A 20307-nucleotide genomic window follows, 5' to 3' on the forward strand; every position below is an offset into this window, starting at 1 on the left:
AGATAAGTAGGGTTATTCTGATGCTACCAACAGATGCTTAACTTCCGGATCAACAATCGGGTAATCCGTCAGGCCTTTGCCTGCACCGCCGTAGTAGGTTGAGCGGTCATTCTCGTTAAGAGGCAAGCCTTCTTTAAAACGGTACACTAGGTCAGGGTTAGAGATGTAGTATTCACCAAAGGCAACCAGATCGGCATAGCCAAGATCCAGCATATCCTGTGCTGTCTCTTTGGTGTGACGGCCAGCAACAATAATAGGGTTCTTCCAGATTTCACGAACCTGACGGCGAAATGAAGACGGAACCGGACGCCATGTCGCAACGTTCTCAGAGAAATGCACATACGCGAGTTTCAGGTGCGCTAGCGCTTTAATCGCTTTTAGCGCCAGTGATGGCATCTCCGGATCCACATCCGGATCATCGATTACCAGATAAGGAGACAAACGGAAACCTACTTTCTCAGCACCGATAGCATCAGAAACTGCAGAAACCGTCTCTACTAGAAAACGTACACGGTTTTCCTGACTACCACCGTATTCATCGTTACGCTGGTTAGCACTTTGTAACATAAACTGCTCAAACAGGTAGGTGTTTGCAGAGTGGATTTCAACGCCGTCAAAACCCGCTTCCATCGCATTTTTTGCCGCCTGAACAAAATCCCTCTGAGTTTGGGCAATATCTTCTTTGGTCATCGCACGCGGCACTTCCTGATCAACGAACCCGTAACCACCTTCAGGTAGAGGGCCAAAGCCTTTGTTGATACCTTTTACAGCAGAAGGCGCAACGGGTTGCTCACCACCGGTAATACTAGGATGAGTGACACGACCAACGTGCCATAGCTGAATGAAGATTTTACCGCCCTCGGCATGTACTGCATCAGTCACCTTCTTCCAGCCGTCAATTTGCTCTTGGTTGTAAATACCCGGAGTAAAAGAATAACCACGACCTACGGTAGATACAGGCGCACCTTCTGTAATAATGAGGCCCGCTGTGGCACGCTGCTCATAATATTTAACGATATGTTCATTCAGAGAACCATCCAGACCTGCGCGGGAACGGGTCATCGGAGCCATAGCCATACGGTTAGTAAGCTCGGTATCACCTAATTTGAAGTTAGAGAAAAGCATCACGCCTCCTAATATGTATAAAGTACACTCAGATTAGAAGGCTTAACCAATTACTTAAATACCCACAAGGTGAATTTACTATGTACTTTTTCCACATTAATGGGCGTATTTCAATCTTGCGTTATGGATTTAACGAGTCAAAACGTGCTTTAAGCTTGTCAACAAATAGGCGCGCACCAAAGCTGAGATCTCTGTTTGGATAAACAGCATAAATTGAACCCTCAGCCGGAAATCTTACTTCCGAGAAGAGCTGTATCAACTCGCCGCTCGCCAGCTCCCGGCTCAAGTTATGATCTGCTACCATGGTGTAATACATCCCTGCTTTAGAACTTTGTACCAGAGACTCAGGAGAACTGGATTTATAGGCAGGGTTCATATTAACCACTCGAATTTTATCTTCAGCATCGTAGTAACGAATTTTATCTCTGATGACCCCAAGCCTGGCATAACAAGCAGCAGGCAACGTGCTAAGTTGTGAGATATTTTCAGGCATTCCGTAATGGTTGATAAACTCGGGGCTTGCCACTAATACTAGCTTGGAAGAGCGGAGCTTCTGACCAATCAGTGAACTGTCTTGTGGTTCCCAGATGCGAACGGCCATATCAAAGTCTTCTTTTACAATATCAACCCGCCTGTCATCGAAATCAACTTCAAAATGAACTTCGGGGTATTCTGACTGAATCGCTTTGATCGTCGGTAAGACATAGTCGTGACTGAGATGTGATGCGCAGGTAAGACGTACGAGTCCACTGGCTGTTGTACTGTAATTTTGCGCAAAACTATTCATTTTTTGCTCTAGGTCTTTTAGCACCAGTGCCTGCTGATAGATTTGCTCGCCAGCTTCAGTTAACGATAACGCGCGCGTAGTACGTTTGAGCAACACTACACCAAGCTTTTCTTCTAAGCTTTTTATGTTTCTTGATAATAGTGATGGCAGCATATCCCTGTGCTTTGCTGCCTCTGCAAAGCTTTCATACCTAACCACATCAACAAATGCCATCAATTGCTTATTTAACTCTATCGCCATTACTTCATTCCACTAAGCATCAAATAAAATGCATTGTGCACCAAAAAGTACATAAAGGAAGTTTTTTTCATGCTACTTATCTTCAGTATTCCCAGCGTTACATTTATCCGCAACAAAACAAGCCGACAATAAAGGAGCGACTACGAAAACTATTTTGTTCGCTGATGCAACCGACAACATCGCGAAACTCGCTATTAAAAACTTGGAGAATGCAAAGGTAACCATCTGCGTAAGTATCCGAGAAGCCGAGTTGAAGATTGGTCGTAAACTATACACTGAGCAAGCTAATGTCGAGGTTACTGAGCTGCTAATTGTGCACTAAAAAGTGCATATACAATTTACTTTTTAGCTATTTTTGTTGGTAAATCTAGGCCATATCATTGAGGGAAGTTGATAAAGATCACACTTTGCATAATTAGCAACAAACTCTTTATCACAGCCGTAGGCGCGCTGTATGAGGTAGATATCCTCAAACAAGGCCGGAACTAATTCATTACACATAAACAGGAATGGACACATGAGCTCAACAACACTCGGTCAAGAATTTCTTACAAAATATGCGGAAGGGCTAAAGAAAGCCGACTCACAAGCAATGGCAGAACTTTTCCATTACGGACTGGCTTACATTGTAAATAATGAAGCGCGTGATGGTTCAGAAGGGCTTTGCAAACCAGAAACATGGGACTTTATCTTTAGTAAGATTGAATTTATCGACGCTGCTGCCAGTCATGTAATTGAAGTACATCCAGGGCATATCTTCTATCATGAGTATTTGAAAGTACGCAGCAAAACCAGTGGTGAAGTTAAGGAAGGTCACTTTGGTGATCAGGCAGTAATCAACCATGAAGGTAAAATGTTGATGGTAAACCGTGTGGCCGATAGTGCTTATTTTGAGTGGTTTGGTAAAGCTTTGGCTTAACTGCTCCCCTGAATCGAAGAACTGCTTGTTCCTTACGCCGATACAGTGGCTATGTTGATTGAATCGACAGAACCAAATTGAGAAATAAGTGTTCTCGCGAATCAGTAGCGAGAACACTTAGCAATGTATTAGCGAATCATATCGCTATTAAAAGCCAAACTTCCCATTGCTGTTTTTCCATTCCGAAGCGGCTGGAATCGTTTCAATGGTGTCCCAATGTTCAACGATCATGCCGTTTTCTAAACGGAACAAGTCATAGAACGAAACATGTTTATTAAGAAACTCACCTTCGCTTATAGACAGAACAAAATTTCCTTCACCTAAAATTTTATGGTTCTTGTGATAAACCATCGGCATTCCTTGCTCTGCAAGCGCCGTGAGTGCAGCACCTAAACCACTTAAACCGTCCGCAACACCCGGGTTATGTTGAAGATAATCCTCGTCTTCTGGGCCAATAAATTTGCCTATTTGTGGTAAATCACCATTAATGAGAATAGTTTGAACAAAATCACTCACTATCGCTTTATTCTGTTCCGTTTTATCTAAGTCAGTAATGTCTGTCACTCCATCAAACTGAGTACGACCACTGGCGTTAGGCGGAGCTATCTCTTGTAAATTGTCCCAATGCTCTACTATTTTTCCATCTTCAAAACGAAACACATCAAAACCTGCTTTCGGTCCAAAGAAATTATATTCTGTATGCACTACCGCAAAGTCACCATCTTGGAAGGCTCGCACTACTTTAGCTCTTGCGCTCCCCTCTGGCAGCATCTGCATAACTTCACCAAAGCCAGCTAAGCCGTCAGCAACCGCCAGATTGTGTTGGATATACTTTTCAGGGTTGATAAAACCAATCGGCTCTTTCGCGCCGGTTTCAATACTGGCAATCACAGCGACAGCTTTATCTTTATTAGACAAGAGCTGGCTGTCTGTTCCCGCGGTAGAGCACGCAGCAACAGAAAGAATACCTGCCGCCATAACAGATTGGTTAACGATTTTTGTTAGGGATGATTTGTTCATAATATTGTCCTTCTGATTTGTTGCGGACAATATTACTGACATTAATGAAATGAATGCAGAGTGGAATTATGCATAAAAATGGTGAATATCGAACCTAACTATAACTCAGGCTGAAGGTACCTCTTCTGAAACTGGCTTGGAGTGTAACCAGACAGATTCTTAAAATACTTAACAAAATTACTGGCGTCTTCAAAGCCAAAGTCATAGGCCATCTGCTGAGTGGTAATATTACTCACAACCAACATTCGTTTAATTTCAGTAATCGTGTAGGCGTCAATAAGCTGCTTGGCGGTTAAATGTGTCGCCAGCTTACACACCTGATTCAATGTTTTATACGTCGTGTTGATCTGATTTGCGTACCAATTTGCGTCTCTAACCTGATAAAAATGCTGAAAAAGCAGCTCAATAAAATCGGCAAACTTTTTGCTCTGGGAAGCAGATAACTTATCGTGACGCATATCAGGACGCAATCGATGCAGCATCAAAGACAAAGAAGAAAAAAGATACATCACTATCAACGGATCCGATTGTGCATGAGCCAGCTCCGTCATGATTTCCTTAATAATGGCATCGCAACGCTGAATGTGTGTACTATCCAATTGAATCAAAGGGGTGTGGTATCGATTTAAATGGGTCGGCGTATAGTTAGGCAAACGCATATTAGCATGCACTTGGTCTAAAAATGCCTGAGTAAAGAGCAACACCTTACCTTTTGGCTTAGAAGAAAAATCAAAGGCATGGACTTGTTCACGTTGAACAAACAAAAAGGAGCCGGCAGAAAATGCATGCTCTTCAAAATCCACCATATGAACGCCATCACCCTGTTCAATATAGATGAAGTTGAAGAAACTCACCCGGTGAGGTTTTTCCGGCGAGAGCGCTAACTGCCGCTGATAGAGCGTCTGCAACTCAATCACTTCAAACTCTGCTGACTCTGTTTTGTTGTGATTAAATCCAACTTGTGGAATGTGCATCTAGCGCTCCAATAACCCTTATTTGTTGGCTTATTCTATCTTATTACCACCGCAAAATTTAGTTTGTACCGTTAATTTGTCTCAATAACTTTATCCTTGTCGCTCAGCCACTAGTTCGCTTGATGTTTAAAATATCCCGCAACGGTTTGAATAGGTTTAAACCCATCTTCTTTAGTTAGCCATACCGCGACAGCATCGGTATTGTCGGGAATATTCGCGAGAGAGAACTGCCAATTATTTTCAGCAGTCAGTTGATATTTTTGCAGTACTACAAAATCGTGCTCTAGCTGTTTACCGTGATTTTCACCCGCTCTCACTGAGGTTTTTTCGTCCAGTGCAAGCAGTGTCAAATGGGCGATAAAGCGCCCTTCTGTTTGATAATTGATCTCAAATTGGTTACCAGACTGGGTTAATACCAGCTTTCCTGCTTTGTTTACCTGCTGCGTAGGTAATGCGCGACGAGAAAAGTAACCTTGCCACTCTTTACCATCAACAAAGAAGCCAGGCGTATAAACAGATTTCGCTGCACCATAGCTTTGGTAAATACGTTGACGCTGGCTAAAAGAGGGGTGTGAATAAACATCTTTCCAGCCCAAATAGTTCCAATAGTCCACATGAAAAGCTAACGGAATCACTTCCGTCCAGAGGTTTTCACTACGTTGAAATTGACTAAGATACTTATCCGCAGGAGGACAACTCGAGCAACCTTCTGATGTGAAAAGTTCTATGAGCTGCGCGGGTTTGCCATCATGCTGCCATACTTGGCTAGCATTCGCGCTTATCGCCACAAAGCCCAGTAGTGATAACAAAGCTAATGTCACCTTATTCATATTTCAAAACCTATCTATTGACAATAGATAACTAGACCTTCAATTTAGGCGATAAATTTCAATTTCTGCTTTTAAATTATACAAGTGACTCAACTCCTTTATGAACTTGATCAATAGCCCTGTAACACAACATCAATTTGACCAGCACGACTTTTATCTTAAAAGAGATGATCTATTACATGCGCAGTTTTCAGGAAATAAAGCACGTAAGTTTATGTCTCTACTAGAGAATGACTACCCAAATATTGACTGTTTAGTGGGCTATGGTTCCGTACAAGCCAATTCACTCTATTCATTGGCTGCACTCTGCCACCTTAAGAAGTGGACCTTACATTTTTATGTTGATCATATTGCCAGCTACGTAAAACAGTCACCGAGAGGAAACTACCGAGGCGCACTCGAACTGGGGGCGGAAATCATCGATTTATCACAGCAAGATGACCGTAAACAACGACATGCCAGCGACTATATTCGCGACACATATGCCCATCAAAGTAACGCAATGATTATTCCAGAAGGAGGGCGCAGCCCAATAGCAGAACATGGCGTAGCACAACTAGCCAAAGAGATAAAACAGTGGAAGGTTCAACAGCAGGTTGACAATCTCGTGGTGGCTCTTCCATCTGGCACAGGCACTACCGCATTCTACTTACAAAAACATCTCAGCAAAGAGAATATAGAGGTGCTTACTTGCGCCTGTGTTGGAAACCGAGCATACCTAACTGAACAATTTGCCATGTTGGAACAATCATCTAATTTGCCCACCATTTTAGCTGCTGAGCAGAAACACCAGTTTGGTCGATTAGATTTAGACGACTATCAGCTATGGCAGTCTCTCCATCAACAAACCGGCATAGAGTTTGATCTTCTGTATGATCCCTTTATGTGGCGCTGCCTTAAACCGTGGATGACAGCCAATAAGGATAAAACCCTAATGTATATTCATCAGGGTGGATTATTGGGGAATGAAAGTATGCTAGGTCGATATCAACGGATGCTAAGATCCCGTTGAGCTTTTCAATATCCGTCACGGAATAAGCATGTATCAAAAATAGAATGGTTCTAAAAACAAATGGTCCTAAAAACAAAATGCTTCTAAAAGCCGTTGCCTTTACTGATCCTCGTCTTCAAACACGACATTGTAGTTTTCGGTATAAGTACAGATTGGCAGGCGGCTACAGGTAAAGAAACGACGACCTTTAAACTCCCCCTTACTTGCCACTTTAATCACCATTGGACTGCCGCACTTTTTACAAAAACGCACTTCTTTATCCGGTTCAATCAGGTCAATATGTGACGCCAATAAGCGGCGTAGTCGTCCAACTTGATAACTATGTTTAATGCTCGCTCCAATTAATGGAATATTGGCAGAGTTACAAACATGCATTAACAGTTTTTGTCGCTCTATCTTGCCTTTATCAAGCTCTTTTCCATTATCAAACTCAATAATGACTCTCACTTCTAAAGAACGTGGATCGCACACCAGATAGTCAAAGTAACTCTTAGCTATTTTGCTGCTAGCGATAAAGCGCTTCTTCTTATTACTACTGTCTGGTGCAACAACATGAGTCATGTTCACTTTTGCCAACACAATACCATGCTCGCCAACAGCGGTTATCAGTGCATTATAAAACGCCATTTCTTGGGAGTTTAATAACGCATTCTTGCTCTTATATGCACAATCTTTATAACTTTCGTTTTTAGTCAGTTTTTTTTGTACCAACAAAAAGAACACCACTAATAACACAACAAGAATAAAAATATTTTCCATTTGCTCTCAAGCTTCTACCTATAGACAACTCGTTAATTAATAAACTAAGTTGCCGAAAGATGCTATCGCTATTTGCGATAATGAGAGATAAGCATCTATCTAACGGCACTCTTTACTGTGAGCAGCCCGAAGTTCCCTATAAAAATTAAGCGGTGCCACCGAAAGCTCATCTTCTTGCTTGGCAATAGTGAGGTGAAAATCCGCCAGATAATCCAGTTTCGGCGCGTCTAGGGCCACTAACCGCTTTTGGTTCAACCATGTCTCTGCATAATGCGTCGGTAAATAACCGATAAATTGTCCAGACAATATTAATTGCGCTGTCGCTTCCATATTGATGCAACTGGCCATATGCATGACATCGTCTTTATGACTTAAGGGGGTAACTTTGTGTGCCAATCCTCTTTCTACCACGGCATAAGGAGCGATGTCTTTGCGTGAGGTGATCTCACCTAAAGCCAGTATGTCATGGTCAGGTGTGCAGTAAAGTCGCTGCTTTTCTGAAAAGAGAAAATGGTAATTTAAGCACGAACGCATAATTTCAGAAGAGGTAATGCCAATATCCACTTTGCCAGAGATCAACTGCTCTTCAATTTGCTGAGAGTCCATAATATCGGTATCAAAACTCACATTAGGGTATTTTTTGCAGAACTTCTGTATCGCATGATAGACATTACATTCTGGGTTAGTGGCAATATTATCGGTCATCGCTAATCGCACATGCCCCAGTGTGACAGAACGAATATCATCAATCACATGTTCAAATTTCTCTATATCAACAAACAGCGCTTTACAGGCTTCATACACCTTATAGCCGTCATTGGTCAGCTTAAATCCACCTCTACCACGCTGACAAAGCTTCATATTTAATCTTTGCTCTAAATCGTGCATTTTTTGGCTTATCGAAGACTGGTGCATATTAAGTTTAGACTGAGCAGCAGAAAAGCCGCCTGACTCAACAATTTGGGCGAATATTTTAAGTAGCTTTAAATCAAAATTAGACGCTTTGTACATAGTTTACCTTCAAGAAAAGCGCTCAATACCAACGCATATTGAGCGGTTAACAACACATTTCAGAGAAATAGCCAAATAAAGAAGCTTTAAAAATACATATTATTTTACATGCTAGCACTAATAGAGAGCATTATAGTGTTTAGCACGATAAAGAATAAAACCAACGGCATAATGAATCGCAACCAAGCTCCGTATGGCACGCGACCAATAGCCAAACAGCCCATCAATACACCATAGGTCGGTGTGACAAAGAGTACTGTACCAATACCAAACATATACGCGGAGACAACGAGCTCTCGGCCTGTATTAGCAAAATCACTAAGAGGAGCAAGAATAGGCATGGTCATGACCGCCAGTCCAGATGTTGAAGAGACAATAAATGACAGCATCATTTCTATCCAATACACCGTATTGACGAACACAATGGAGCTTTTACCGACTACCAGCTCTTCACAGTAATGCAAAATAGTGTCAGTAATACTCCCCGCTTCCATAACCACAACGATGCCACGAGCGACACCTATAATAAGGGCAACGCCAATAAGATCGGCTGCTCCCGCGATGAATGAGTTAATGAGTTCGTCTTCTTTCAATTTACCAACAATGCCACACACGATCGCCATGGTAATAAAAAGTGTGCTCATCTCCGCCATCCACCAGCCTAGTGTCGAAACACCATAAACCATGACAATAAATGTGGCGGCAAAGAGAATGAGCACAAACTGTTGTGGCCGAGTTAAGGCCGGTATTTCTTGATCCGCACTTTGATTACCAAGAAAGTGCTTCTTATTAGAATCCGATAGTTCATAAATCAACGACAAAGAAGGCGTTTTCTTAATCTTGTGCGCATAGCGCATCACATAACCACAGCCCGCAACAAACGCCACCACCAGCACAACAATGCGCGTGGTCATTCCTTCAATGAAATCGATATCAGCAGCATTTGACGCGATAACTGTTCCAAAAGGGTTAATGGTGGAGCCCAATGTTCCTATTCCTGAGCCGACAAAAATCACCGCTACCGCCACTAAAGGATCGAACCCTGCCGCCACAAATACCGGAATAAGCAGCCCATAAAACGCCAATGTTTCTTCAGCCATACCATAGGAGGTTCCACCTAAGCAAAACAGCAGCATCAAGATAGGGATCATCCATATTTCACGCCCCTTTAAACGCACCATCACTCGAGCAATACCGGTTTCAATCGCTCCTGTTTTGGTTACTACAGCAAGAAACCCGCCGACCATAAGAACAAAAAGGCTAACATCAATCGCCCCTACTTCATAAGTAGACGGATTATAGAAGCCCGAAATTGGCGCCATTAAAGTGTCAAAAAATCCTTGTGGTGTCGCTTCTACGATTTTATAAGATCCCGGGATAGGAACCTCTCGCCCCAACTGAGTATTTTCAACACGGTCATATTTTCCAGCAGGTAGAATAAAAGTTAATATAGAAAATAAGGCAATTAGTATAAATAATATTGTAAAGGTATTGGGTATTTTTTTAATTTTAAACATATCTATTTCCATTTCACACTTAATAATAGTAATTAATTTTTAATATATTAATTACCTAAAAGTCTTTGCTGATGTACTCAGAAGTCATGCATTGAAGAACGCCGGAATAACCAAGATTGAAATTAATAATATCCCCTGCTTTATATTTATTTTGGCAATCATCCACGTCTAAAATTAGGTGGTCACTGCTACCACCGACAATGATAACGTCCGCGTCTTCGGGGAATAATTCATCAAAATTTACATCTTGTTTGCCAATAGCACATATGGCTCGCATGCGATTGCCTCTATCTGTGAAAGTAGGGACATTTCCAAATGCATCTAGCGCCGAGGAGTTTTGAGGAACAGAGGGTTTTCTTTTTACTTCTATGATTTCAGCACTCAATGTAAAGGTATTCTGTTTTGTCCCTTTCACTGGCATATCATTCAGGCCGATGCCCATTAGAATCGACGCACCAAGACGGAGCTGGTTAACCTCTGTGGGCAAGCTCCCTTCCATCATTAAAGGTAACCCGGCAGAACTGGCCCCTGATATTATCTTCAGTTTCACTTGGTACTTGTTCTCTATCTCTTTAGCAATAGCAACCAGTTTGGACTGATTCTCTATGCTTGGTTCAACCCCGCCAAAACAGGCAAGGTTTGATCCAATACCAAGCAACTCGATATTCTCAAGGTGGATACAAGTGCTGGCGAGTTCCTGCGTCATATTAATATTTATCGAGCCCTCTCGGAGATCACCGAGATCGTGCATAATAATTACTTGATGTATTTTATTTTGTTCAACCGCAGAACGAGACAAAGCCTGCAAAATATCCAGTTCAGAGTTCAGGGAGATATCACTATATTTAATGACCTCATCCACTTCACTTAGAGCAGGTAATCTTAGTAGCATTTTTTTAACGGCTATATGTTGTGCTTTCTTTAAATTCTTTATTCTTGAATCTGCAATTGTGTCTATTCCAGATTGAATAATCTCTTGAATAATACTGGGGGCAGAACATACTAATTTTGTCACCGCAACAGGTTCAACGCCATATTTTTGGCAAGATTTAATTAGAGCCTGAGCATTAAATTTAATATTTTCTTTATGAGCAATAAGTTTAGGGTATTTGATCATGGTGCTTTGTTTAGTTGTTATTTTTAAACAATGATCAGATAAAACGAAGGAAGGTAAAATAACTAGTTTGTAATGCTTACTTTAGAAATTGACTAAGCAATTACGGTTTTGCTGATAAAACAAATTAACTATAAATATCAGCAAGTTAAGAAGAATCGGATTATGGACGTTAATAAAAAATGGCGAAATTGGGATATCACGCCATTTTTGTCTCTTTATTACCAATGTTAACTTACTCGTTTAATGAGGAATATGATGCCCTCCATGACCTTCATTGTACTCTTCAATGTATGCTTCATAACGACCTCTGAGTGTTACCGTCATCCATCCATAGAATATTCCTATCCCACAATAGATAAGCTCAGTTACTGTCGCCGTTACATAGGTAGCACCTGATACATAAGACATAAAACCAAAAAATGTACCAGCACCAACAAATAATGCAGGTACAAAATCAAATGGCGGCATTCGTTCTAAACAGATACATGGAACAACAACAACAAAAATGGCGAACGGAAAAGCAAAAAAACCAAAACCTGAAAATGCACCGCCTAACTCCATGATGGCGATTGAGGCGATAATACCGGATATGTAGCCAAATACCGTTTTTTTGCCACCTTCAAGTGTACAACCAGCCATAAAGTACATCGCCCATGCAATAAACGCGATCCAGCCAAAGCCAACATTATTAGCAACAGGCATAAACCCTGCTAGTAGTTGGTCAAGTATTTGAATGGTAAATGCCAAAAACGCGACAATTACAGGTATCACTATAAATTGTTGAAATTTCATCTTTACCTTCCTTAAGATTGGATACTTTTCTCTGTTTGATATAAATCGTACGCCTGAACAGGAGTTAGGTTATCGTGAACGACACCGCTAATAGCCTTGATCATCCCTACAGGACTATCTGATTGGAATACATTGCGTCCCATATCTACGCCCGCTGCACCAGATTGGATCGCATTGTAAGTAAGCTGTAACGCTTCCATTTCAGGCAGCTTTTTACCACCAGCAACCACAATGGGTACAGGGCATGCGGCCACTACTTTATCGAAGTCATCACAGTAGTAAGTTTTTACAATATGAGCGCCGAGCTCTGCGATGACTCGGGTTGCCAACATGAAATAGCGAGTGGTTCTTTCCATCTCCTTACCGACCGCGGTCACGCCCAAGGTAGGCACGCCTAAACGGGCACCAGCATCAACGGTATTGACTAAATTTTGTAAACTGCTGCACTCTCCTTTAGAACCGACAAACACTTGAATCGCAAGACACGAAGCATTGATACGTAAAGCGTCATCAATATCGACACCCACCACCTCGTGGCTCATGTCATCTTTCAAAACCGTGCTGCCTGCGCTCGCACGCAGAATGACGGCTTTATTGTGAGTCGGTTGAATACAGCTTCGTAAAGCACCGCGAGTCGCCATTAGCGCATCAGCATACGGAGCAAGCGGTTCAATCGCTAAATCGAGTCGCTCCAATCCTGCTGTCGCCCCCATGATGTAACCATGGTCAAACGCGAGCATGACTGTTTTACCTGTATCAGGTCTGAATATTCGACTCAGTCTGTCCTTCATACCCCAGTCAACGTGATCCATTCCTTTTACATAGAACGATTGATTCGCTTGTGGTGTATCTAAGCCGTAATTCTTAGCCTGCTTCATTCCATCTTTATCTGCCATTTTCTTACTCCTAGCTTTTGTCGTTCTGTATATATTGATTAAAAGATTCAAACAGGATTGCCATGCTAGTCGCGCCTGGATCGATAAATCCCACGGCTTTTTCACCCAAGTTTTTTGCTCGTCCACGTGTTGGAATCATTTGTTTAGTCGCTTCTGCACCTTGAGTGGCCGAGTCCGCAGCACGGGCAAACATAGATTCGATAGACTCACCATCCCACGAGGATCGCTCTAATGATTCCACAGCAGGGATAAGCGCATCTAACATGGTTTTATCACCCGCATGTGCACCACTAAATTGCATTAATTTGTCTAACCCAGCACGGAAGGTGCTGGCAACTTGCGAGGGTGATAACTCGGGTTCTGTTAAGCCTTCAGCCAGACCCAAAAAGAAATTACCCACTAACATTCCTGCCGAGCCACCATCCTGACTCATGATCGACCAACCAAGATCATCGACTTGTTTATTCCAATCGCTACCGTACTGTTTGAGTGACTCTTCGATGCAATGGCACACTCTCATCATGGTGGTGCCATGATCCCCATCACCTGTTTTTCCATCCAACTCATTTAGATGAGGTACCTGTTGCTCAATGCTCTCAGCGGCATACTCCAACATGCCAAATAGCACATTTTGGTTGAACTCTGTCATTACCTTTCTCCTGAATTCAGGCAAAACGCCACCCTACGCCAAAGACGCATAACCATTTAACTTAGGGTGGGGTTTAGCTCAGCTCACTGGCGATTTAGGCCAGCAAGCCAATTAATCACTACTGTTGAGTCCAGTACGGTGTGTTACAAGGTTTGTCCCAATATTGAAGTGTTTCATTATCAAACTTACCGATACACATCTGGAAACCTGCCATTTCCTGAACCGTCAAAATCTCTTCGACTTTTGAACGGACTACTTTGGCACCTTGCTCTTCTAATGAAAGGTGACATGCTCGGGCAACAATAAACATTTCCATCAATGTAGTCGCTCCTGAGCCATTGACCATTAACATAAGGTCATCACCCGACTCTATATTAAGTGCCTTGCTTAGCTGCGCTAGCATGATATTAGCGGTATCATCTGCCGTCTGAATCTTCATTCGACCACCGCCACCTTCTCCATGCTGTCCCATACCAATTTCCATCTCATCATCAGCTAAATCGCCAATCGCCATTCCTGACTGAGGGTGCGTTGCATTACTCATTGCTACTGCTAGAGTTGCCATGTTTTGATTAAATTTTTCAGCAATGCGTATAACTTCGTCTAGAGAAAGCCCTGCTTCAGCTGCAGCTCCGGCAATTTTATAAACGGGTACACAACCCGCCAACCCTCGCTTATCTTTTTCATCAGCATCTAAGCCCGCACTGATGTCTTCGTGCGTAAGTAACATTTTGACATTGATACCTTCTCGTTTAGCCATTTCCATCGCCATATTGGCTGCCATGACGTCACCTTCATGGTTAAGCACAATCAATAGAACACCCGCCGGACAGTTCGCAAGCTTTAGCGCTTCAAATACCTTTGGGGCACCAGGAGCGGCAAAGATATCACCGACGACAGAGTAATCGAGCATTCCCTCTCCTACATAACCACTTAATGCTGGCTCATGACCTGCGCCACCAAGGGTAACAAGCGCAACTTTATTCGCTTCTTTAGCTGTCGCTCTAGCCACAATTTTATCTGACAGAACTTTCACTTTGTGAGGAAAAGTCATAGCCAAACCTTGAAGAAGTTCTACCGTAATATTTTCGCTATTATTGATAAATTTTTTCATTGTAGGGTTCTCTTTATCACGTTCTTGTTCAGTTATTAATCTGAACTGAATAGATAGAAAATCAGTTAAATCCGCTTTATTTCACTGTGATCTGACTGACCTATAATCATAACGATGTTAGCGCCCACTAATGGTACTGCATTAGCTCAACAGGGGCTTCATCTTCCAAAATAAAAGCAATGGTTAATGATTCACTGGCATCAAATGGTTCCAACAGCACTTCTTTTCCTACCATTGCTTGTTGTAAATCATCCACTTCATAAGCAACATGAGCGGTCGTTTTTAACGCTTCAGGCATTGGGCTTTCTGGTAAAAATCGTAACCACTCAATACGATTATCGCTATTAGAAAAGTCGGTCACATACAAGCCAATATCAGCATTAAATGTCTCCCCCTCATGAACGACTGATGTCGGAATACCAACATGATTAAACTTTTTCATCTATCCCTCCTTGAATTGTTTTTTGGGTACGGCATTTAATATAGTGAGTACTCCCTCGATTGAATGTGACATATATCACACACAAAAATAAGAGATAAACTATTGAATTATATAATTAATTTTATTTACTCTTATTCAGTAAACAAGCAAGTGCAACAAATGCGCACAAAAAACCAACAGGGGCAAGTGCAACAAAATCATCCTTTAAAAACAACATTTTTAGCGATATCTACATGACAAGTGCAACAAACTAGAATAAGTCAAATGAGGGAAAGTTAGAGCAAGTGCAACACGTGATCTTGCTCTAAAAAATAATATTAAATTGCTGGTTCAAAGCTATCGAGCAAGCTATTAAGCTGCTCTGTTGTCAATTCGGGATGATGATGAACAATAAATGTCTGGCACTGGTCTCTATCCCATCCCAGACTGAGTAACTCCTTGAGCAACTCTTCATACTGCCTTTCAACAATTTGCTGATGAAATTTTTTACGATAAATAGCCATTCTTTGCGCTAACTGTGGCTCATAGCCATACGGGCCCGAATTGCGGTTGAGTTCTCGACTAACCGTTGAGCGATGCACAGCTAATACTCTGGCTATCTCTGATTGGGATTTCCCTTCTTTACGCATGGCCCAAATCTGTAAACGCTTATCTTCCGTTAACTGTTTATACACTCAGATTTCCTCCTTAGACAAAGCGATTTGCATGGTACTTTGCTACAAGTTCCTAATAGAATCTGTGAACAACAAAGCAGGCTGACGCTACAGCCACTAAATTGCTCACACTTTTAGAAAACGGGCTTGGGGTGTTCCAATTCTATTAAGATCAAAGTACTTAAATGTAACCATCGTTTAATACGACAGAGAACATGCTGACTAATTTACAGAAACTGGTATCATAAATCGGCGAAGCAGAGCCACTGTTTTGCCTAAACCATAAGCCCCATTTATGGCTTCAACTTATTGAAAGGATTATTCAAATGCAGGTTAGTGCAATAAAACAAATTCTGAGTCTATTTTTGTTGGCGGTAGTTACCTTCATTGTGCCAACCATGGCAAATGCTGAATCAGGAAAGTACCAGTCTGCGATCAATCGCTTCAAAAAAGCCCCTGAGGTAGATAGTTTTTTTAATGAAAGTTATGGCTTTGCTATTTTTCCCACGGTAGGAAAAGGTGGTATAGGGATTGGTGGCGCATATGGTGAAGGGCGAGTATATCGACAAAACAAGTATGTTGGTGATACGTCACTAAGCCAACTTACTTTTGGCTTACAGTTTGGTGCGCAAGCTTACAGTGAAATCATATTCTTTAAAAATAAAGCGGCATTTCTATCGTTTACCAGCAACAGTTTTGAGTTTGGAGCACAAGCCTCAGCAGTCGCACTTACAATCGGAGCAAGCGCGACGGCAGGATCAAATGGCGTCAGTGCTTCCGCTGGTGAAAAGCAGAGCGTGGCAAAATATATTGATGATATGGCGGTATTTACAGTAACGAAAGGAGGACTTATGTACGAAGCCTCTATTGGTGGTCAAGGCTTCACGTTCGCACCGAATGATGACTTTTAACGCGGTTGATTAGCAAAATTCGCTTTTACTGACATCCTAGTTGGAGCAATAAAAGCGAATCACAGTTCATTATTTGACTTCGTTTTCTGAAACGTCCTCAAACTCACCTTCTATAGCGGAACGCTGCTGATATGACGCAGCCTCAGCATCAGCCTTAAATTTATTTTGCAGTTGCTTGCCGGTAATCACGGCGGCAATAGTCAGTGGAATAACCATTATCAAGCTAAAAACCATCGTGATAATAGTGGTAAAAATTGCCAACACTGAAAACAATACTCTATTCATATTCTACCTCTGATGATTCAATTAAGTCGCTCAGCCTTATAACTAAGCGACTTTAAAGAGCATATACCGTTCAACATGAACCTAATATGAACATTGTTCTCTTGTCACCTAAAAGTGCTTCATTAGCTGACGTTACTGGCCAGTTAACCACAAAGTGCCTATTCAGAGTGTCGCTATAGCAATAGAGTCGCTACCGCTATTACTCTTCCGAAGGTTTCGCTGCTGGCTTTTTCTTTGGTACGAATACCTCATCACCGACAGAAACATTCTTGTAAAAGCTGTTATCACGTTTAGCGGGTTTTTTCGCAGTTTTCTTCTGTGTCGCTTTTTTCTTCTTCTGATCTGTGACTCGCTTTTTAACATTTGGCTGGCGAGGTTTTATGCCTTTAAATTTACCTTTAAGGCCTTCTAATTCAGAGAAAGATAAGTCCTGATGTAAAAACGCTTCTACTCGCTTAAAGCTATCCCAGTCTTTCGGGCCAACAAGTGATAACGCTGTTCCTTTGCTTCCTGCTCTTCCTGTTCTTCCCACACGATGCACGTACTCTTCAGTGTGTTTCGGCATATCAAAGTTAATTACGTGGGTTACATTGGCAATATCTAGTCCACGAGAAGCAACATCTGTCGTGACGAGTATCTTAAAGACACTACGCTCGAACTGACTCATGATGGTATTGCGTTGAGCTTGATTTAGATTCCCACTCAAGGCGATAGCTTTTAGCTTCTTATCATTGAGTTCTTTTGTCAGTCTTTCCGTATCCGCACGTGTGGCGGTGAAAATAATGACCTGACGATAATCTGCATCTTCAATAAGACGGTGCAGAATAGCTTCTTTATGATCAAGGTGATCACAAAGATAAAATGACTGAGCAATATCTTTATGCTGCTCACTGGCAGAACCTACCGTTATACGCTTAGGATCGTTGAGCATTTCCATTGCGATATCAATAACTTCTGTATGTTCTAACGTAGCAGAAAACATCAATGTTTGACGACGACGATGTTTTGCTGCTTTATGAATTCGGCGCAACTCAGGTGCAAAACCTAGATCAAGCATGCGATCAGCTTCATCTAGAATCAAGGTATCTAAACCATCTAAAAACATTGAACGATGTTCAAGGTGATCCGCTAGACGTCCAGGGGTGGCCACTATAAATTTAGGGTACTTACGTAGCGCTTTTACTTGATCATTAAAGTTCTCACCACCAACAATAAGTGCTCCGGTATAGGACAAGCCTCCAAGCATACTTCGCAGCTCACCATAAACTTGTTTAGCCAGTTCACGAGTTGGGGCTAATATAACGGCACGAGGATCTCTTGCAGAAAATGATTTTGTTTTTAATGCTTTATGTAACATAGGTAAAACAAACGCCAAGGTTTTACCTGATCCGGTTTTGGAAGACGCCAGTAGATCTTTTCCAGCAATTGCAACCGGTATGGCTTGCTGCTGAATGTCAGTTGCCTGCTTAAAAGCATAGTGATTAAGGTTTTTAAGTAAGCGGTTATCAAGACCTAGTTCTTTAAACTGCAAAGTGCGCTCCACGGATTGTGATGATAAAAATAGCCCGCAATGATACCGTGAAAACACCATCTATGGATATAGATCACATTAAATAATCACGATTATTTTATCATCAACTCACTAGCATCGAAGAGTCATAAAGTATCTGCTCTTTTTAAACTATATACTAAACTAATAGTTAACAAGTTTATGACTTGAGAGAATAGGAGAGGTAAACTCTCTAAATGGCGTAACTAAACGCAGTAATTCATAAACCATTCATATACTCACCTTTAAGTTGCTCAACGAGTTTATGTGATGGCGTTATTTATCAGCGCGATTGTTCACTTTAAGCTCAGGCCAAGTATGAACAGTCATTGAAGAGATAATAGTAACAGGGAGCTCAAATGAATAAGAAAATAGCATTAACATTGGCCATTGGTTCAACACTTTTACTTGCTGGTTGTTCTTCTGGTCCGGATGACCAAACAATGAGTCAAATTAAAAGCTTGAACGGTCAAATAGAACAACTGAACAATGAAATAGCCACGCTAAAACAGAATCAGTCTCGCACTGAAATGAAAGCAACGGATGCTCGAGATACTGCGAACTCAGCAAAAGAGAACGCATTCTCAGCTCAAGAAGAAGCGATAAGAGCGAATGAGCGTATTGATAATATCGCTCAGTCTTACACTAAGTAATCTTGTCTGTTCTTGCTGAATAAGCACCTTAAAGTGACTTAAGTAGAGATAGCGGCTTCTTTATAACGAAGGAGCCGCTATCTCAATTGGCACACCACTTTGAACAATCATTGCCGCTCTGGCTTTGTTCATTGAAATATCAAACTCCATCATCCACCACTGTAACTCTTGTGGCATAACCAGAGGCTCCTGAACACCATCACTGTTTGTTAGCGGTTCATGCACTTCCATAAACACACTTCTATCCGGTTCAAGAGAGACTTTAATTGGAATGTTAACTACCCTTACCCGATCTTTTCGTGATACTTGCTCAAACAGCCATTTAATATCAACCGGCTCCATTCGAATACACCCTGAGCTTACTCTTAGCCCAATACCAAAATCTCGATTTGTTCCATGAATCAAATAGTCACCAACGCCATAGGCCAGCCGCAACGCGTACTCACCTAATGGATTATCCGGCCCAGCGGGAACTACTTTCGGCAGTTCAATGCCTTTTTCTAAATATTCGTCACGAATCGATTTTGGAGGAGTCCAAGTGGGGTTGGGGATTTTTTCGTTGATATACGAACTCATTTCTGGAGTGTCTCGGCCTATACGACCAATACCAACGGGAAATATATGTACTTGCTTTTTATCGTCATCAAAATAGTAAAGTCGAAGTTCCGCGAGATTGATAACGATGCCGCTTCGGTCTTCTGTTGGCAGAATGAACATCGTTGGTATCGTTAATACTGTACCAATATCGGGCAAAAAAGGATCAATACCTTTATTCGCGGCCATCAGCGATAACAAACCGACATCATAGATCTTGGCTAGTTTTGCAAAGGTATCCCCTTTTTCAACGACATGATGCTGTAAACGCCCCACTACCTGACTATCATCTTCAGGCAGAAGATAACTGGCAGAATAACTGGAGAAAGTCATCACCAAACCTAACAAAACCATCATACTTCGCAGCACGTCAACACTACCTTGTTAATTTATCATTCACTGTTAAGGCTAACGCGGTTTCGCCAATAGAATCAACTAATGTTAAGCAATTAGTCACT

The 20307-nt window shown here is 41.8% G+C and carries 22 protein-coding genes; 4 read left to right on the forward strand and 18 right to left on the reverse strand.

The annotated features are described in order from the left end of the window. Nucleotides 1-12 precede the first annotated feature (12 nt). Nucleotides 13-1125: an alkene reductase gene (locus F0227_RS06110; RefSeq protein WP_171752296.1), complete on the reverse strand. Its 1113-nt coding sequence runs from the start codon at nt 1123-1125 to the stop codon at nt 13-15. 121 nt (nt 1126-1246) lie between these two features. After that, on the reverse strand, nt 1247-2152 hold the full coding sequence (locus F0227_RS06115) for a LysR family transcriptional regulator (protein ID WP_171752297.1): 906 nt from the start codon (nt 2150-2152) through the stop codon (nt 1247-1249). A gap of 517 nt (nt 2153-2669) precedes the next feature. Between F0227_RS06115 and F0227_RS06120 the strand changes: the two genes are divergently transcribed. Further along, complete coding sequence (locus F0227_RS06120) at nt 2670-3071, forward strand: hypothetical protein (RefSeq protein ID WP_171752298.1); 402 nt, start codon at nt 2670-2672, stop codon at nt 3069-3071. A 147-nt stretch (nt 3072-3218) separates the two neighbouring features. Here F0227_RS06120 and F0227_RS06125 read toward each other — a convergent pair whose 3' ends face one another. From F0227_RS06125 to F0227_RS06135, 3 genes are all read right to left on the reverse strand, one after another. Beyond that, on the reverse strand, nt 3219-4091 hold the full coding sequence (locus F0227_RS06125; RefSeq protein ID WP_171752299.1) for a nuclear transport factor 2 family protein: 873 nt from the start codon (nt 4089-4091) through the stop codon (nt 3219-3221). A 98-nt stretch (nt 4092-4189) separates the two neighbouring features. Beyond that, a complete protein-coding gene (locus tag F0227_RS06130; RefSeq protein ID WP_171752300.1) occupies nt 4190-5065 on the reverse strand; it encodes a helix-turn-helix transcriptional regulator in 876 nt (291 codons plus the stop codon). Between the two features lie 110 nt (nt 5066-5175). After that, a complete protein-coding gene (locus tag F0227_RS06135; protein WP_171752301.1) occupies nt 5176-5895 on the reverse strand; it encodes a DUF1223 domain-containing protein in 720 nt (239 codons plus the stop codon). A gap of 100 nt (nt 5896-5995) precedes the next feature. On the opposite strand from F0227_RS06135, the gene F0227_RS06140 reads away from it, so the two are divergent. Beyond that, nucleotides 5996-6907: a pyridoxal-phosphate dependent enzyme gene (locus F0227_RS06140; protein WP_171752302.1), complete on the forward strand. Its 912-nt coding sequence runs from the start codon at nt 5996-5998 to the stop codon at nt 6905-6907. Nucleotides 6908-7006: 99 nt separating this feature from the next. Here the strand turns inward: F0227_RS06140 and F0227_RS06145 are convergent, their stop codons facing one another. The 10 genes from F0227_RS06145 to F0227_RS06190 all read right to left on the reverse strand — a co-directional run bounded on the left by F0227_RS06145 (nt 7007) and on the right by F0227_RS06190 (nt 15878). Further along, a complete protein-coding gene (locus tag F0227_RS06145) occupies nt 7007-7666 on the reverse strand; it encodes a DUF2726 domain-containing protein (protein ID WP_171752303.1) in 660 nt (219 codons plus the stop codon). 99 nt (nt 7667-7765) lie between these two features. Further along, a complete protein-coding gene (locus F0227_RS06150; RefSeq protein ID WP_171752304.1) occupies nt 7766-8677 on the reverse strand; it encodes a LysR family transcriptional regulator in 912 nt (303 codons plus the stop codon). 104 nt (nt 8678-8781) lie between these two features. Continuing rightward, the gene (locus tag F0227_RS06155; RefSeq protein ID WP_171752305.1) at nt 8782-10194 is read right to left on the reverse strand and encodes a YfcC family protein; all 1413 of its coding nucleotides are present in this window, start codon (nt 10192-10194) and stop codon (nt 8782-8784) included. A 55-nt stretch (nt 10195-10249) separates the two neighbouring features. Then, nucleotides 10250-11311: an alanine/ornithine racemase family PLP-dependent enzyme gene (locus F0227_RS06160; RefSeq protein ID WP_171752306.1), complete on the reverse strand. Its 1062-nt coding sequence runs from the start codon at nt 11309-11311 to the stop codon at nt 10250-10252. A gap of 240 nt (nt 11312-11551) precedes the next feature. After that, nucleotides 11552-12103: a DUF1097 domain-containing protein gene (locus F0227_RS06165; RefSeq protein WP_171752307.1), complete on the reverse strand. Its 552-nt coding sequence runs from the start codon at nt 12101-12103 to the stop codon at nt 11552-11554. 11 nt (nt 12104-12114) lie between these two features. After that, nucleotides 12115-12999, reverse strand: coding sequence for a 3-hydroxy-5-phosphonooxypentane-2,4-dione thiolase (lsrF, locus tag F0227_RS06170; protein WP_171752308.1), 885 nt, complete (start codon nt 12997-12999; stop codon nt 12115-12117). Between the two features lie 10 nt (nt 13000-13009). Then, nucleotides 13010-13648, reverse strand: a complete 639-nt coding sequence (gene dhaL / locus F0227_RS06175; protein WP_171752309.1) for a dihydroxyacetone kinase subunit DhaL — start codon at nt 13646-13648, stop codon at nt 13010-13012. A 118-nt stretch (nt 13649-13766) separates the two neighbouring features. Continuing rightward, nucleotides 13767-14762 (reverse strand): dihydroxyacetone kinase subunit DhaK, encoded by a 996-nt coding sequence (locus F0227_RS06180; RefSeq protein ID WP_171752310.1) that lies wholly within the window; start codon nt 14760-14762, stop codon nt 13767-13769. Between the two features lie 127 nt (nt 14763-14889). Continuing rightward, nucleotides 14890-15204, reverse strand: coding sequence for a hypothetical protein (locus F0227_RS06185; RefSeq protein WP_171752311.1), 315 nt, complete (start codon nt 15202-15204; stop codon nt 14890-14892). 317 nt (nt 15205-15521) lie between these two features. Beyond that, on the reverse strand, nt 15522-15878 hold the full coding sequence (locus F0227_RS06190; protein WP_171752312.1) for a helix-turn-helix domain-containing protein: 357 nt from the start codon (nt 15876-15878) through the stop codon (nt 15522-15524). A gap of 305 nt (nt 15879-16183) precedes the next feature. Between F0227_RS06190 and F0227_RS06195 the strand changes: the two genes are divergently transcribed. After that, the gene (locus F0227_RS06195; protein ID WP_171752313.1) at nt 16184-16768 is read left to right on the forward strand and encodes a YSC84-related protein; all 585 of its coding nucleotides are present in this window, start codon (nt 16184-16186) and stop codon (nt 16766-16768) included. Between the two features lie 69 nt (nt 16769-16837). Here the strand turns inward: F0227_RS06195 and F0227_RS06200 are convergent, their stop codons facing one another. Together F0227_RS06200 and F0227_RS06205 are read right to left on the reverse strand one after the other, a co-directional pair. Then, nucleotides 16838-17053 (reverse strand): hypothetical protein, encoded by a 216-nt coding sequence (locus tag F0227_RS06200; RefSeq protein ID WP_171752314.1) that lies wholly within the window; start codon nt 17051-17053, stop codon nt 16838-16840. A gap of 199 nt (nt 17054-17252) precedes the next feature. Beyond that, complete coding sequence (locus F0227_RS06205; protein WP_171752315.1) at nt 17253-18596, reverse strand: DEAD/DEAH box helicase; 1344 nt, start codon at nt 18594-18596, stop codon at nt 17253-17255. 365 nt (nt 18597-18961) lie between these two features. Between F0227_RS06205 and F0227_RS06210 the strand changes: the two genes are divergently transcribed. Then, complete coding sequence (locus F0227_RS06210; RefSeq protein ID WP_171752316.1) at nt 18962-19255, forward strand: Lpp/OprI family alanine-zipper lipoprotein; 294 nt, start codon at nt 18962-18964, stop codon at nt 19253-19255. A gap of 60 nt (nt 19256-19315) precedes the next feature. Here the strand turns inward: F0227_RS06210 and F0227_RS06215 are convergent, their stop codons facing one another. After that, complete coding sequence (locus F0227_RS06215; RefSeq protein WP_171752317.1) at nt 19316-20206, reverse strand: L,D-transpeptidase family protein; 891 nt, start codon at nt 20204-20206, stop codon at nt 19316-19318. Nucleotides 20207-20307: the final 101 nt, after the last annotated feature.

It is taken from the genome of Vibrio sp. 99-8-1 (assembly GCF_013114595.1).
Taxonomy (GTDB): domain Bacteria; phylum Pseudomonadota; class Gammaproteobacteria; order Enterobacterales; family Vibrionaceae; genus Vibrio.

Coding starts and splice junctions, on each gene's coding strand:
- F0227_RS06110 (WP_171752296.1), bottom strand. CDS start 1,125: ATGCTTTTCTCTAACTTCAAATTAGGTGATACCGAGCTTACTAACCGT.
- F0227_RS06115 (WP_171752297.1), bottom strand. CDS start 2,152: ATGGCGATAGAGTTAAATAAGCAATTGATGGCATTTGTTGATGTGGTT.
- F0227_RS06120 (WP_171752298.1), top strand. CDS start 2,670: ATGAGCTCAACAACACTCGGTCAAGAATTTCTTACAAAATATGCGGAA.
- F0227_RS06125 (WP_171752299.1), bottom strand. CDS start 4,091: ATGAACAAATCATCCCTAACAAAAATCGTTAACCAATCTGTTATGGCG.
- F0227_RS06130 (WP_171752300.1), bottom strand. CDS start 5,065: ATGCACATTCCACAAGTTGGATTTAATCACAACAAAACAGAGTCAGCA.
- F0227_RS06135 (WP_171752301.1), bottom strand. CDS start 5,895: ATGAATAAGGTGACATTAGCTTTGTTATCACTACTGGGCTTTGTGGCG.
- F0227_RS06140 (WP_171752302.1), top strand. CDS start 5,996: ATGAACTTGATCAATAGCCCTGTAACACAACATCAATTTGACCAGCAC.
- F0227_RS06145 (WP_171752303.1), bottom strand. CDS start 7,666: ATGGAAAATATTTTTATTCTTGTTGTGTTATTAGTGGTGTTCTTTTTG.
- F0227_RS06150 (WP_171752304.1), bottom strand. CDS start 8,677: ATGTACAAAGCGTCTAATTTTGATTTAAAGCTACTTAAAATATTCGCC.
- F0227_RS06155 (WP_171752305.1), bottom strand. CDS start 10,194: ATGTTTAAAATTAAAAAAATACCCAATACCTTTACAATATTATTTATA.
- F0227_RS06160 (WP_171752306.1), bottom strand. CDS start 11,311: ATGATCAAATACCCTAAACTTATTGCTCATAAAGAAAATATTAAATTT.
- F0227_RS06165 (WP_171752307.1), bottom strand. CDS start 12,103: ATGAAATTTCAACAATTTATAGTGATACCTGTAATTGTCGCGTTTTTG.
- lsrF (WP_171752308.1), bottom strand. CDS start 12,999: ATGGCAGATAAAGATGGAATGAAGCAGGCTAAGAATTACGGCTTAGAT.
- dhaL (WP_171752309.1), bottom strand. CDS start 13,648: ATGACAGAGTTCAACCAAAATGTGCTATTTGGCATGTTGGAGTATGCC.
- F0227_RS06180 (WP_171752310.1), bottom strand. CDS start 14,762: ATGAAAAAATTTATCAATAATAGCGAAAATATTACGGTAGAACTTCTT.
- F0227_RS06185 (WP_171752311.1), bottom strand. CDS start 15,204: ATGAAAAAGTTTAATCATGTTGGTATTCCGACATCAGTCGTTCATGAG.
- F0227_RS06195 (WP_171752313.1), top strand. CDS start 16,184: ATGCAGGTTAGTGCAATAAAACAAATTCTGAGTCTATTTTTGTTGGCG.
- F0227_RS06200 (WP_171752314.1), bottom strand. CDS start 17,053: ATGAATAGAGTATTGTTTTCAGTGTTGGCAATTTTTACCACTATTATC.
- F0227_RS06210 (WP_171752316.1), top strand. CDS start 18,962: ATGAATAAGAAAATAGCATTAACATTGGCCATTGGTTCAACACTTTTA.
- F0227_RS06215 (WP_171752317.1), bottom strand. CDS start 20,206: ATGATGGTTTTGTTAGGTTTGGTGATGACTTTCTCCAGTTATTCTGCC.